The organism is Tessaracoccus flavus (genome assembly GCF_001997295.1).
GTDB lineage: Bacteria > Actinomycetota > Actinomycetes > Propionibacteriales > Propionibacteriaceae > Arachnia > Arachnia flava.
In genome coordinates this window covers 286,301-299,660 of sequence record NZ_CP019605.1, presented here as the reverse complement: position 1 = coordinate 299,660, position 13,360 = coordinate 286,301, and the positions used below count along the sequence as shown (strand labels likewise).

The 13,360-nt window shown below is 68.3% G+C and carries 14 protein-coding genes; 4 read left to right on the top strand and 10 right to left on the bottom strand.

Annotated features, from left to right (window positions below):
• The first annotated feature begins 158 nt into the window (after nt 1–158).
• From RPIT_RS01240 to RPIT_RS01230, 3 genes are all read left to right on the top strand, one after another.
• Nucleotides 159–962: an HAD-IIA family hydrolase gene (locus tag RPIT_RS01240; RefSeq protein WP_077339778.1), complete on the top strand. Its 804-nt coding sequence runs from the start codon at nt 159–161 to the stop codon at nt 960–962.
• 27 nt (nt 963–989) lie between these two features.
• Nucleotides 990–2,012, top strand: a complete 1,023-nt coding sequence (locus RPIT_RS01235; RefSeq protein WP_077339776.1) for a Gfo/Idh/MocA family protein — start codon at nt 990–992, stop codon at nt 2,010–2,012.
• A gap of 610 nt (nt 2,013–2,622) precedes the next feature.
• The gene (locus tag RPIT_RS01230; protein WP_077339774.1) at nt 2,623–3,900 is read left to right on the top strand and encodes an IS110 family RNA-guided transposase; all 1,278 of its coding nucleotides are present in this window, start codon (nt 2,623–2,625) and stop codon (nt 3,898–3,900) included.
• 254 nt (nt 3,901–4,154) lie between these two features.
• Here RPIT_RS01230 and RPIT_RS01225 read toward each other — a convergent pair whose 3' ends face one another.
• The 7 genes from RPIT_RS01225 to pdxS all read right to left on the bottom strand — a co-directional run bounded on the left by RPIT_RS01225 (nt 4,155) and on the right by pdxS (nt 9,969).
• On the bottom strand, nt 4,155–5,876 hold the full coding sequence (locus tag RPIT_RS01225; RefSeq protein WP_077339772.1) for an NAD-dependent malic enzyme: 1,722 nt from the start codon (nt 5,874–5,876) through the stop codon (nt 4,155–4,157).
• A gap of 82 nt (nt 5,877–5,958) precedes the next feature.
• Nucleotides 5,959–6,342: an ABC transporter permease gene (locus RPIT_RS15505; RefSeq protein WP_237267838.1), complete on the bottom strand. Its 384-nt coding sequence runs from the start codon at nt 6,340–6,342 to the stop codon at nt 5,959–5,961.
• A gap of 41 nt (nt 6,343–6,383) precedes the next feature.
• Nucleotides 6,384–6,779 (bottom strand): ABC-2 transporter permease, encoded by a 396-nt coding sequence (locus tag RPIT_RS15500; RefSeq protein ID WP_226996303.1) that lies wholly within the window; start codon nt 6,777–6,779, stop codon nt 6,384–6,386.
• The gene (locus RPIT_RS01215; protein WP_077339770.1) at nt 6,776–7,600 is read right to left on the bottom strand and encodes an ABC transporter permease; all 825 of its coding nucleotides are present in this window, start codon (nt 7,598–7,600) and stop codon (nt 6,776–6,778) included. The genes RPIT_RS15500 and RPIT_RS01215 overlap by 4 nt, the downstream gene beginning before the upstream one ends.
• Complete coding sequence (locus RPIT_RS01210) at nt 7,597–8,523, bottom strand: ABC transporter ATP-binding protein (RefSeq protein ID WP_077339768.1); 927 nt, start codon at nt 8,521–8,523, stop codon at nt 7,597–7,599. The genes RPIT_RS01215 and RPIT_RS01210 overlap by 4 nt, the downstream gene beginning before the upstream one ends.
• A gap of 31 nt (nt 8,524–8,554) precedes the next feature.
• The gene (pdxT, locus tag RPIT_RS01205; RefSeq protein WP_077339766.1) at nt 8,555–9,136 is read right to left on the bottom strand and encodes a pyridoxal 5'-phosphate synthase glutaminase subunit PdxT; all 582 of its coding nucleotides are present in this window, start codon (nt 9,134–9,136) and stop codon (nt 8,555–8,557) included.
• Nucleotides 9,130–9,969 (bottom strand): pyridoxal 5'-phosphate synthase lyase subunit PdxS, encoded by an 840-nt coding sequence (gene pdxS, locus RPIT_RS01200; RefSeq protein ID WP_077344153.1) that lies wholly within the window; start codon nt 9,967–9,969, stop codon nt 9,130–9,132. The genes pdxT and pdxS overlap by 7 nt, the downstream gene beginning before the upstream one ends.
• Nucleotides 9,970–10,108: 139 nt before the next feature.
• Here pdxS and pdxR point away from each other — a divergent pair, with 139 nt between their 5' ends.
• On the top strand, nt 10,109–11,527 hold the full coding sequence (gene pdxR, locus RPIT_RS01195; protein WP_077339764.1) for a MocR-like pyridoxine biosynthesis transcription factor PdxR: 1,419 nt from the start codon (nt 10,109–10,111) through the stop codon (nt 11,525–11,527).
• A 273-nt stretch (nt 11,528–11,800) separates the two neighbouring features.
• Here pdxR and RPIT_RS01190 read toward each other — a convergent pair whose 3' ends face one another.
• The 3 genes from RPIT_RS01190 to RPIT_RS01180 form a co-directional block, all read right to left on the bottom strand.
• Complete coding sequence (locus tag RPIT_RS01190; RefSeq protein WP_218121594.1) at nt 11,801–12,223, bottom strand: alkaline phosphatase PhoX; 423 nt, start codon at nt 12,221–12,223, stop codon at nt 11,801–11,803.
• A 129-nt stretch (nt 12,224–12,352) separates the two neighbouring features.
• Nucleotides 12,353–12,967, bottom strand: a complete 615-nt coding sequence (gene recR, locus RPIT_RS01185; protein ID WP_077339762.1) for a recombination mediator RecR — start codon at nt 12,965–12,967, stop codon at nt 12,353–12,355.
• A gap of 1 nt (nt 12,968) precedes the next feature.
• Nucleotides 12,969–13,283 carry a YbaB/EbfC family nucleoid-associated protein gene (locus tag RPIT_RS01180; protein ID WP_077339760.1) on the bottom strand — a complete coding sequence of 105 codons (315 nt, stop codon included), beginning with the start codon at nt 13,281–13,283 and terminating at the stop codon, nt 12,969–12,971.
• Nucleotides 13,284–13,360 lie beyond the last annotated feature (77 nt).

Below are 13,360 nucleotides of genomic sequence, written 5' to 3'. Positions count from 1 at the left end.
CGACGTCAGCCACCAGCTTCCTGCCCCGTGGGGTGAGCGGGCCTCGCAACTGCTCGACGCCACTAGCGTCCCACGCCAACGCCGCGTGCGGTAGGCCGGGGGGTGGCAGGCTTGGGCCAGACGCGGCGCCTGGCCGCCGCGGAGGAGGAGCAGACCCGATGGGAACCCCCACGCGCTGGTACGACGCCTACGTCTTCGACCTCGACGGCACGATCTTCCTCGGCGACGAACTGCTGCCGGGCGCCGTCGACGTGGTCGCGAAGTTGCGCGCGGAGGGCAAGGCGGTGAAGTTCCTGTCGAACAACGCCACCAACGACCCCGCGATGTATTGCGACAAGTTGCAGCGGATGGGGCTGGCCGTCCCCGTCTCTGACATCGTCAACACCATCGTCACCACGGTCCGCTGGTTGAGCGGGCATCACCCTGACGCGGCGCTGTTCGTGATCGGCGAGGAACCTCTCCAACGCGCTCTGCTCGAGGCGGGATTCAGACTCACCGACGATGCCGGCGAGATCGACATCGTCGTCGCCTCGTACGACCGGGCCTTCGACTACCGGAAGCTGCAGATCGCCTTCGACGCGATTTGGTTCCACGAGCGGGCTTTCCTCATCCAGACCAATCCCGACCGCTTCTGCCCGTATCCCGGCGGTCGGGGCGAGCCGGACTGCGCGGCGATGACGGCGGCGATCGAGGCGGCCACCGGCACCCGCTGCCGCGTGAGTCTGGGCAAGCCGTCGCCACTCATGCTGACCGAAGCGCTCCGCGGGCACGACGTCGACCTCTCGCAGTGCCTGATGGTGGGTGACCGACTGGCCACCGACATCCAGATGGCGCTCGACTGCGGCATGCCGTCGGCGCTGGTGCTGACCGGGGATTCCACGCTCGACGACGTCTCCGCCCGGCCCCACGACCAGCGGCCGACCTACGTCGTCGAGGGGCTGAGCCAGCTGCTCCCCCACTAGCCCGGCAGATGGGGCAGGATTGGCCCCATGACAACGCTGCCAACTCCCCGCATCCCCGACCCGATGGACGCTCCCCCACTGCGCTGGGGGATCCTCGGCACGGGTTGGATCGCCGAACGCTTCATCGACACCCTGCACAAGAACACGCGCCAGCGGCTGGTGGCGGTGGGGTCGCGGACCGAGTCCCGCGGCAAGCGGTTCGCCGACCGATTCGAAGCGGAGCGCGCCTATGGGTCGTACGAGGCGCTGGTCGAGGATGCGGACGTCGACATCGTCTACGTGGCAACGCCACACAGCGAGCACCGCGACAACGCCCTGATGGCGATCGAGGCAGGCAAGCCCGTGCTGGTCGAGAAGGCGTTCGCGCGGACGTTCGCCGAAGCCAACGAGATCGTCGAGGCCGCCGGCGCCGCCGGGGTGGCGCTGATGGAGGCGATGTGGACCCGCTTCCTGCCCCACATGGACGTGGTCCGGCAGCTCCTCGAGGTGGGGGCGCTCGGTGAGATCGAGACCGTCTTCGCCGATCACGGTCAGTGGTTCGAGCAGAACGAGTCCAGCCGGTTGTTCGCCCCGGAACTGGCCGGCGGAGCGATGCTGGACCTCGGCGTCTACCCCGTTTCCTTCGTCAACTTCGTGCTGGGGGCACCCGCCCTGGCGGCGGCCCTCGGGAGCCGCGCGTTCACCGGCGTGGACCGGCAGATCTCAGCAGTGTTGGGCGAGTTCCCGGACCATCCCCACGCCCAGGCGCTGATCTCCACGACGCTGGCCGCCCGCACCCCGACGGTGGCGCACATCTCCGGGGACAAGGCGCGCATCGAGATCCCCGGCCCCTTCTACGGTCCCGGGCAGATCAGCTTCATCACGCGCGACGGCGAGGTGGCGGTCTCGGAGCGTCCGCAGATCGAGGACCACGGAGGTCTCTGCTACGAGGCGGCGCACTTCGCGACGATGGTGGCCGAGGGCCGCACGGAATCCGAGCTGATGCCCCACGACGACACGTTGGCGGTCATGGCGACGATGGACGAACTCGTCGAGGAGGGCCTCGCCTAGGTCGGTTGGAGGAAACGCCAACCCCGAGGTGCACCCGCCAACGGTCAGACGGAAACGCCAACCGAAAAGGCCGTACGCCCACCGACTAGACCAAACGCCAACGAAGAGACCGAAACGCCAAGCGGCAAACCCATCCGCCGGCGAGACTCAGCGGTGCCTGTGATACCTCACAGGCATCGCTGAGTCTCGTCGGCCTCACGGTATTTCAGTTGGCGTTTGTGGCGTCGGTGGGCGTTGATCAGGGATAGCGCACGCGGTGGCGGACCGGGACAGCGGTTGTCTCATGAGCCCTTCGATACGCGACCGTTCGTTCCTCACGGTCGCTACTCAGCTTTCTGGCCGTTCCGGCACCGTGGGTGGGGAAAGTCTTGCGTGGGGCCGCGGCCTGGGTGGATGGTTGCGGTGGAGGGGTTCCGGGATCATCCCGTCGTCTCCCTGGTGCGGGCGAGCCCGCTACTCAGCTTGGGATGGGAGCTGTTTCTTCACGGATCGGGAACCGTGGATTGTTGCTTTGAGCACGCGGGTGAGATTGTTCATCTTTTCCCCTTGTAGCTCCCTCTCGGGGCCCTTCTGGACGGTCATTGATCACGGCCTGTGAAGGGAGGCTGTTATGGATGTTGTTCACCAGCGGTGTGCTGGGATGGATGTGTCGAAGTCCGACGCGAAGGTGTGTGTCCGGGTCCAGGGGCGCGGGTCGCGGCGGACGAGCACTGAGATCACGACGTGGCCTGCTCGGGCTTCGTCGATTCTGGAGCTGGGTCAGTACCTGGTACGGGAGAAGGTCAGCTGTGTGGTGATGGAAGCCACCAGTGATTACTGGAAGCCCTTTTTCTACTTGTTGTCCGAGGCGGGGTTGTCGGTGGTGTTGGCCAACCCCCGGCAGGTGCGTCAGATCCCTGGCCGTAAGACCGATGTCGCTGACGCGGCCTGGTTGGCGGATCTCGCGGCTCACGGGCTGGTGCGGGGATCGTTCGTGCCTGGCCAGGCGCAGCGCGAGATCAAGGATCTGGTGCGTCACCGTACCCAGCTGGTCAGGCTCAGTGGTCAGGAGATCCAACGGTTGGAGAAGCTGCTGGAGTCGGCCTCGATCAAACTGTCGTCGGTGATCTCTGACATCAACGGTGTGTCGGGGCGTCGGATGCTGCAGGCACTGATCGAGGGCGAGCGTGACCCGCAGGTCCTGGCCGGGTTGGGGTGTCGTCTCAAGGCCAGCACTGACGAACTCGCCGAGGCTCTGACGGGTCGGTTCACCGAGCATCACGGGTTCCTGGCCCGGCTGCACCTGCACCTCATCGATGACTACGCCGCTCAGATCAGCGAGCTCGACGCCCGGATCGAGGGCTACTTCACCGACAACGACCCCGCTCCAGAGGGCGCCATGACCTGGGGCAAGGCCCGGGCATTATTGAGCACGATCCCGGGTGTCTCCGACACCACAGCCGAGCAGATCCTGGCCGAGATCGGCATCGACATGAGCGTGTTCGACTCTCCCGGCAAGTTGGCCTCATGGGCGGGCGTCGCTCCAGGACTCAATGAGTCCGCCGGGAAACGTCACTCCTCCACGTGCCGCCCGGGCAACAAACACCTCAAGGGTGCACTCGGGATGGCAGCCCTCAGCGCCGCCAACTCCAAACACACCTTCCTCGCTGCCCGGTTCCGACGACTCACGCGACGCGGTTCACAACGTGCCGTGGTCGCCTTGTCCCGCACCCTGATCACGATCTGCTGGCACATCCTCACCACTGGGGAGCCGTACCACGAACTCGGCGCGGACTACTACGACAAACGGCGCCCCGGAGTAGCCATCCGCAACGCGTTGAACCATCTACGACAAGCAGGCCTCACCATCACCCCCACCCCCGAAGGACTCCTACTCACACAAACCTGACAAGCCCCAACACCGCGCGCCACGGCAACGGTGGTCACTTACTTTCAGGTGAGGGAGACGTGATGAGCGCGCTCGTCCCAACGCCCCGAGTGGTGCCATTCAGCGACATGTACGACCACTATGGTCGCGCGTGTCACCAAACTGACCCCTTCAGAGTGGGCAAGGACCGGAAGCCCACCTTCAGGTGGGGGGAAGGTGATGAGCGCCGCGCGTCCCACGGGTCGCTACCCGGGGGACGTGGAGCTGGACGCTAGTCAGTCGTCGAGGATGAACTCCGGGTAGACCGGCTGCCACATGCGGTCGAAGACGTCCTGGACCGGGTCTTTCAGGACCACGTCGGCGACGCCTTCCTCGGCCGCGGCTTGGGCGACGGCGATGGCGACGGTCGCCGACACCCGCCTCAGGTCGTTGATCCGGGGCAGCAACGGCGTGCCGGGCGTGCTCATCTGGACCATCGACGCCACCGCCTCCGCCGCGGCGACGATCATCTTGTCGGTCACGCGACGTGCACGGCAGGCCGCCACACCCAGGCCGATCCCGGGGAACACCAGCGCGTTGTTGGCCTGTGCGATCTCAAACTCGACGTCGCCGCGTGGGACCGGGTCGAAGGGCGATCCAGTGGCGATGAGGGCCCTGCCGTCGGTCCACTCGAGGATGTCGGCCGGCGTCGCCTCGACCAGCGGGGTGGGGTTGGACAGCGGCATGATGATCGGCTGGTCCACGTGCGCGGCCATCTCGCGGACGATCTTCTCGCTGAACGTGCCCGGCTGCCCGCTCGTCCCGATGAGGATCGTCGGTTTGATGTGGGAGACCACCTCGGCCAGCGAGATGCGGCGCTGGTTGTCGACCTCCCAGTCCGCCACCTCGAGCGAGTCCCTCGCGTAGGGCTCCTGGAAGTCGCGGACGTTGGCCGAGGCGTCGGTGATGAGCCCGCGGCTGTTGAGGCACCAGAAACGGTCGGTCGCCTCGTCGGGGTCCAGCCCTTCGCCGGCCATGACCTCCCGCAGGAGGTCCGCGATGCCGATCCCCGCGGTGCCGGCCCCGTAGACGACGACGCGCTGATCGCGCAGCCGTTCACCCTTGGCCCGCACCGCTGCGGTCGCAGCCGCCCCGACGACGGCGGCCGTCCCTTGGACGTCGTCGTTGAAGGTGCACACCTCGTCGCGGTAGCGGTCCAGGATCTTGTGGGCGTTGGCGGCGCCGAAGTCCTCCCAGTGGATCATCGCGTGGGGGAAGACCTTCTGCGCCGCGGTCACGAAAGCGTCGACGAAGTCGTCGTACGCCTTCCCGCGGACCCGGGCATGCCGGACTCCCGGGTACAGGTCGTCGTTGAGGAGGCCGAGGTTGTTGGTGCCGACGTCGAGGCACACGGAGATCATCCGGTTGGGGTCCACCCCGCCCGCGGCCGTGTAAAGGCTCTTCTTCCCGAGGCAGATCTGGATGCCGCCGACGCCCTGGTCGCCGATCCCCAGGATGCCCTCGGAGTCGGTGACGATGATGATGTCGATGTCGTCGGCGTGACGTCCCTTCGCCAGGAGCGCCTCCTCGATGTCCTCAGGTGTGTCGATCGAGAGGAACACCCCCTCGACGCGGGTGAGCTGGCGGCTGAACTGCTCGATGGCGATGCCGATCGTCGGGGTGTAGACGATCGGCATCATCTCCTCGATGTGCTCCGACAGCAGCCGGAAGAACAGGACAGTGTTGCGGTCGCGCAGCGAGGCGAGGCGGCGGAACTTCGCCATCGGCGCGCGCGCCTCGAGGAACTGCTGGTAGGCGCGGTGCACCTGCGCGTCGATGGGCGTGACGCCGCTCGGCAGCAGCCCGACAAGCCCGAGCCGTTTGCGCTCCTCAGTCGTGAACGCGGTGCCTCGGTTGAGTCTGGGTATGTGGAGGATGTCCTCACCACGGATGTTGACCTTGATCCGCGACCCGTGATTGCCGGGCAGCACTTCGTAACGACGGCGTTGTTCTCCCACGCCCCAAACCTACCGCCTGGGGGCCATGCGCCGACGGCGTTGCTCACCGATCATTCGTTGCCGTGGCCGGGCCGTGCGCCCGTCAGCGCAGGAACAGCGCCTTGAGCCGTCGGGTGGCCACCGTGACGCCGACGAGGATCATCGCCGAGAAGTAGGCGATGTGCACCCAGAGGGTGGGCTGGATGAGACCGGTGGTGAACTGGCGGATCATGTCGACGGCGTGCCAGAGCGGCATGGCCATCACGATCCACTGCACCCAGTCGGGGTACACGGAGATGGGGAAGAACGTGGCCGACAGCAGGAACATCGGCAGCATCACGAAGTAGACCATGTCGGCGTGCTGCCAGACCTTCATGTAGCTGGTGGCCGCCAGCCCGATGGAGGCGAACCCGAAGGCGACGAGCAGCGCGGCAGGGATCGCGAGAACGGCGGTCCAGGAGAGGTTCAGCCCGAGCAGCGTCGTCACGACGAGGAAGCCCGATGCGTACAGCAGCCCCCTGAACAGCGCTAGGAGGATCTCCCGAGCGCCACGTCCATGGGGCCCAGCGAGGTGGAGAGCATCTGGTCGTAAAGCTTGGCGTACCTCATCTTGAAGAACACGTTGTACGTCGTGTCGTACATCGCCCCGTTCATCGCGGACACGGCCATGAGGGCGGGCGCGATGTAGGCCGCGTACGGCACCTCCCGGCCGTAGAACTCGACCGTCCCGATGAGGGCGCCTAGCCCCAGCCCCATGGACAGGAGGTAGAAGACCGGCTCGAAGAATCCGGTCAGGACGATGACCCAGTTGTTGCGCGCGATGACCCGGAGCCCCCGGGCGACGACCGAGCGCACGTTGCCGGCGTAGAGGCCGCGCAGGACGGCGGGTACCCGGGGCACCGGCGCGCCGACGGGGGCGGTCACGAGTCCAACCTCCGCCGAAACGTCCGGGTCGACAGGGCCGCCGCCACGAGCGCGACCAGTACGAGGAAGCCGACGTGCACCGCTGCCATTACCGCGCTCAACGGTGCACCGTAGAGCGCGGCGCGGCCCAGCTCCGCAGCGTGCCAGAGCGGTGAGATCCAGCCGATGGGTTGGAGGTAGCCCGGCAGCGTGTCGAGCGGGAAGTAGGTGCCGGAGAACAGCGTGAGCGGCACGATGACGAACCGTTCAACGAAGCTCAGCTGGCCCCTGTCGTCCTTCTGCGTCGCCACCCAGGCCATGACCGCGAACCCGACGGCGATGGACAGCAGGATGCCGATCGGGAAGAGCAGCAGCACCCCGAGCGGCCGCCCGATCCCGAAGATCAGCAGGGCCACCAGGTAGAAGCCCAGCATGATCGAGACGCGCACGAGCACCGAGGCCTGGTAACCGACCGCCATCTGCCCGGGCGTGACGGGGGTCAGCCGCATCGCGGTGAACGTGTTGGACCACTTGAAGCCCCCGAACACCCCGAAGGTGTTCTCCTGCGCGGAGACCTGCATGACCGTCGCCATCACCAACGCGGGAGCGACGAAGGTGAGGTATGGCACGCCCTCGATGCCCCGCCCCTGGTCGACGAGCACGCCCAGGCCGTAGCCGAGCCCGAGCAGGTAGAGGAACGGTGAGCCGATGCCGGTGATGAGCATCGTCGGGTAGTAGTAGCGGATGAGCTTGGCGCGGTGCTCCACCAGCGACCACCAGCCCCAGCGGGCCGAGACGCGGTGGTCCGCACTGAGGCCCGAATCGATGACGCCGGTGCTCATTCCACCAGGCTCCGGCCGGTGAGGCGGAGGAAGACGTCCTCCAGCGACGAGCGGCGCACCAGCGACGTGAGCGGCTCGAAGCCCCGCTCGAGCACCTCCTGCAGCGCGTGTTCGCCGTTGTCGGCGTAGACGAGGATCCGGTCGGGCAACACCTCACGGCGCACGCCCACGCCGTCGAGCCCTCCGGCCGCGGCTGCGTTGCGGGCCGATCCGAACCGCACCTCCAGCACCTCGCGCGTGGAGTACTGACGGATGAGCGACGACGGGCTGCCCTCGGCGACGATGACCCCCTTGTCGATCACCACGAGCCGGTCGCACAGCTGCTCGGCCTCGTCCATGAAGTGGGTGGTGACCACCAGCGTGACGCCCTCCTCCTTGAGGCGGAACAGGCGGTCCCACAGCACGTGCCGGGCCTGCGGGTCGAGGCCGGTGGTGGGTTCGTCGAGCAGCATCACCTTGGGGTTGTTGACGAGGCCGCGGGCGATCGTGAGCCGGCGCTTCATGCCTCCGGAGAGGTCACTGACGCGCGAGAGCCGCTTCTCGCGCAGCTGGGCGAAGTCCAGCAGTTCCTCGCTGCGCTGCTTCACGTAGCTCCGCGGCAGCCCGAAGTACCGGCCGTACACGATGAGGTTGTCGATGACGCGCAGCTCCTCGTCGAGGAGGTCGCCCTGGGGGACGATGCCGAGCTGGGCGCGAATCTCGGGGCCGTGGTCGGCGGTATCGAGCCCGAGCACGGTGAGTTCCCCCGAGGTGCGCGTCGAGGTGGCCGCGATCATGCGCATGGTCGTCGACTTGCCGGCCCCGTTGGGGCCGAGGAAGCCGAACGACTCTCCTGGGGCGATGTCGAAGTCGATGCCGTCGACGGCGGTGAAGTCTCCGTAGCGCTTGGTCAGCGCCCGGGCGGAGATGACGGGATGTGGCACGCCCCCACGATAGGGCCTGGAGCCGACAGCCTCAGACTGGCGCGGTGGACGAGAGCAGCCACTCGTGGAAGCGCCGATCCTCGGCGAGTTCCGGGTGGAAGGCACACGCCGTCACGCTGCCCTGCCGCACGGCCACCGGCTCGCCTGCACGCGTGGCCAGCACCACCACCCCCGGGCCGACGGACTCGATCCGCGGGGCCCTGATGAACACGCCGCTGAAAGTGGTGCGGTTTGCAGCAGTGACCGGAACGACGCCGGAGGCCAGTTGGCTGCCGTAGGCGTTTCGGCGCACCCGCACGTCCAGCCCTCCCACCGTCTCGAGTCCCTCGAGCGCCCCGGGATCGGCGACGTCGTCGGCGAGGAGGATCAGCCCGGCGCAGGTGCCCAGCACAGGCAGCCCCCGGTCGAGCGCCGCCCTGATCGCAGGGAACAGCCCCGTGCCCCGTGCCAGCCGCGCCATGACCGTCGACTCCCCGCCGGGGAGGATCAATCCGTCCAGCCCGGCCAGGTCCCCCGGGGTGCGGACGAAGCGGGCTCGACCCCCCACCTCCTGGACGGCGCGTGCGTGCTCGCGGACGGCGCCCTGGAGCGCGACGACGCCGACCGTCACCATCCGCGCTCGGCGAGCCGGTGCGGCGCGGGGACGTCGGCCACGTTGATGCCGACCATCGCCTCGCCCAGACCGCGGGAGACCTCGGCGATGCGTGCCGCGTCGTCGAAGTGCGTCGTCGCCTGGACGATGGCCCGCGCCCTGGCGGCGGGGTCGCCGGACTTGAAGATGCCCGACCCGACGAACACGCCGTCGGCGCCCAGCTGCATCATCATCGCCGCGTCGGCGGGAGTGGCTACGCCGCCCGCCACGAACAAGACGACCGGCAGCTTCCCGTCGCGCGCCACCCGACGCACCAACTCGTAGGGAGCCTGAAGATCCTTCGCCGCGACGAAGAGCTCGTCGTCAGTCTTGGCTGCCAGCGCCCTGATCTCGCCGCGGATTGTGCGGAGGTGGCGGGTGGCCTCCGAGACGTCGCCGGTGCCGGCCTCGCCCTTGCTGCGGATCATGGACGCGCCCTCGGTGATCCGGCGCAGCGCCTCGCCGAGGTTGGTGGCGCCGCAGACAAACGGGACGCGGAACCTGGTCTTGTCGATGTGGTTGACGTAGTCGGCCGGCGACAGGACCTCGGACTCGTCGATGTAGTCGACGCCGAGGGCTTCGAGCACCTGGGCCTCCACGAAGTGCCCGATGCGCGCCTTCGCCATGACGGGGATGGACACGGCCCCGATGATGCCCGCGATGAGGTCGGGGTCGCTCATGCGGGCCACCCCGCCCTGGGCTCGAATGTCGGCGGGCACTCGCTCCAGCGCCATGACGGCCACGGCACCTGCCTCCTCGGCGATCCTGGCCTGCTCGGGCGTCACCACGTCCATGATGACGCCGCCCTTGAGCATCTCGGCGAGGCCGGTGTTGACGAGGGAACGGTCCTGGGGGGTATCGATGATCTGAGTCACCCGACGATCGTCCCGCGCTCATCTGGATTGGTACAGGTCCAGATGAACTACGCTTCAATAGTCCAGATGGAGGTGTGACGTGACGCTGGAGAGCTTCCGTTCGTTCTCGGCCGATCGGGCTCCGGGTTCCGCCCCGCTCCCCGTCCAGATCGCCGCGGAGGTGCGCCGCCTCATCACGACCGGAGCCCTGCGGCCCGGTGACGCGATACCGTCGAGCCGCGCCGTCGCCGGAGATCTGGGGGTCTCGCGCGGCTCCGTCACCGCCGCGTACGACCAGCTCACCGCCGAGGGGTATCTCGTTGCACGGCCCCGGTCAGCGACGAGGATCAGTTCGGACCTGACGCTGTTGACGCAGCCGCCCAGGCCGGGCCCGCCCCCCTCCAGCCCGCGCACCACCCTCCCCACGATCAGCTTTCTTCCGGGCCACGAGCCGACGGGTCCGCTGGCCGACGATCCGACGTGGCGGGCGTCGTGGCGCGACGCCGTCCGCCGCACCCCGACCCTCGACCCTCTCGGCGAGCCCGCCTTACGGCAGGCGATCGCCCAGCACCTGCGGCTGTCGCGGGCGATGGTCGTCGACCCGGGCTCCATTGCTGTCACGAGCGGGGCGCGGGCGGGTCTCGGGTTGTTGCTGAATGTCGTCGGGAGTTCGGTTCCTGCTGACCCCAGGTCGCGGCTCCCGCGGGTGGCCGTCGAGAGTCCTGGCTTTCCCGGTTTGCGACGGCTTCTCACCCAGGTAGGCGTCGACGTCGTGCCGGTTCCGGTGGGGGCGGATGGATTCCATCGCGCGTCGCTGAACGATGCCCACTCGGCGAGGCCGGTCGATCTCGTGCTGGTCACCCCGAACCACCAGTACCCGCTCGGTGGGGCGTTGCCGGCGCGAGCCCGGCAGGAGCTCATCGCCTGGGCACGCGCCAACGCTTCCCTCCTGGTGGAGGACGACTACGACGCCGAGTACCGGCACCTCGGCCCCCCGCTACCTCCGCTCTGGCAACTCGACCCCGACGTCGTGGCGCACCTCGGCACGTTCTCGTCGGTCCTCAGCCCTGCTGTCGCGACGGGCTACCTCGTCGTCCCGGAGCGCCTGCGCCCGGCGGTGGTGGCCGCGAAGGCGGCGCTCGGTGCCACCGTCTCCCCCCTGGCGCAGCTGGCCTTGGCGCGCTACCTCGACGAAGGCGGCCTCCGGAAACGGTTGGGGCGGGCGCGACGACGGCTGGCTGCCGCCCGTGCCGAGGCCGCAGCTCTGCTTCCGGAGCTCGGCGAGCACGGGCAGGTGCAGGACACGGGACACCTGCTGGTGATCGAGACTCCGCCGCTGGTCGCTGCGCGGTGGCGCGAGGCGGCGGCGGCGAAGGGACTCCTCGTCGGCGACCTCGCCGACGGCTGGGCGGGGGGCTCGCCGCGCGCGGGCATCGTCGTCGACTACGGCGGACACGAGCCGGCCCGCGTCCGTCGCGCCCTGCGTCTCCTCGCGACCGCCGCCCCACGTACCCCCTGAGCACCGGCCCGACGCCAACCGGGAGCACAGAACGCCAACCGAGAGAACCTGACGCCAACCGACAGTGCCGAACGCCAACCGACAGTGCCGAACGCCAACCGATATTCCGTATCGCCCCCGAGACTCAGCGACGCCCGTGAAATATCGAAGGCGTCGCTGAGTCTCGTCGGCGAATGGGCTTGTCGGTTGGCATTTGCCTCTACCGGTTGGCGTTTCCCTCTACCGGTTGGCGTCTTGGCGATTGCGTTGGCGTTCGCGCTTCTCGGTTGGCGTTCAGGAACGACGAGCGTTGGCGCCGGTCGGTCGGTACACCTGCACGACGGTCGGGCGGGGGGCCGCGACCTTGTCGCCCACCTGGACGGGACCGTCGGCGGGGAGGAAGTCCGGGAAGTACGACGTGTGCGCACCCCAGCGTCCGTCCTCACCGGGATGCTGCACCGCCACGAAGACCGAGTTGTCACGGTCATGGATGACCGGACCACACGTCTCAGCGTCCCGCGGGACGGCGAGGAACTGCTGCACGCGTCCCCGGTCCGGGCCGTCCAACGTCACCTTGTGGGGCGCGTCCGCCAGACCGATGGTGCCGGGCTGACCGTCGGTGGAGATCCAGAGGTTGCCCTCCGAGTCAAAGGCCGCGACGAGGACGTCCTCCTGGCCGAGCGGCTGATCGGGGCGGGCGTCGTCACCGAGTTCCATCTCTGGCCGGGTGCCTACCACGGTTCGGAGTGGATGGCCCCCGAGGCGGAACTGTCCCAGCGGATCATCGGGACAAGGCTGGCGGCGCTTCGTCGCGCGCTGTCGGTCTAATCAGGCGCTGGTCGACGCTCAGGCGCTGGGCTCGGGCTCGAACATCGAGCGCCGTCCCTCGAACGCCCGGCCGAGCGTGACCTGATCGGCGTACTCGAGGTCGCCGCCGACCGGCAGGCCGCTTGCCGGGCGGGTGACCCGGACTCCGAAATCGCGCAACATGCGGCTGAGGTAGGAGGCCGTCGCCTCACCCTGGGTGTCGGGGTCGGTCGCGAGGATGACCTCGACGATCTCCCCGTCCGCGAGCCGCTGGAACAGCTCCCGCGTGTGCAGGTCGGACGGACCGCGGCCGTCGATCGGGGAGATGGACCCGCCGAGCACATGGTAGAGGCCGCGGAACTCGTTGGTCCGCTCGATCGCGACGACGTCCTTGGACTCCTCCACCACACACAGCTGGGTGCGGTCGCGGCGGGGGTCACGGCAGACCCGGCAGCGCGCCTCCTGCGAAATGTTGAAGCACACCTCGCAGAAACGAGAGGTCTCCTTTACCCGCCGGAGGGTGTCCGCCAGCGTGTAGACGTCCTCCTCCGGCGCGTCGAGGAGGTAGAACGCGATGCGTTGGGCCCCACGCGGGCCGATGCCGGGGAGCCGGCTCAGCTCGTCGATGAGGTCCTGGATCGGGCCTTCGTACAACTCAGGAACCGAGCCCGGGCATCGGCGGCATCGCGGGCATGGCTTCGGCCGCGGCGGAGTCGACCTGGGACTTGGCCGAGCGGTAGGCGGCGATGATGAGCGCCGCGAGCGTCTCGGGATCGTCCGGATCCATCGCGTCCGGCTGGATCGTGAGGGACTCGATGTCTCCCTTGCCGTTGAGTTCGACCGATACCAGCTCCCCGCCCGCGGTGGCCGTGAACGTCTTGGACGCCAACTCCTCCTGCGCGCGCTCCAGGTCGGCCTGCAACTGTTGGGCCTGCTGCATCAGCGAGTTGATATCGAAGTCACCAAACATACTTTTCGCTCCTGGGATGGGTGGTATCGCAAGCATAGGCGCTCGCGCCGACAACGCCCGTCGCTCCGCCGGGCCGA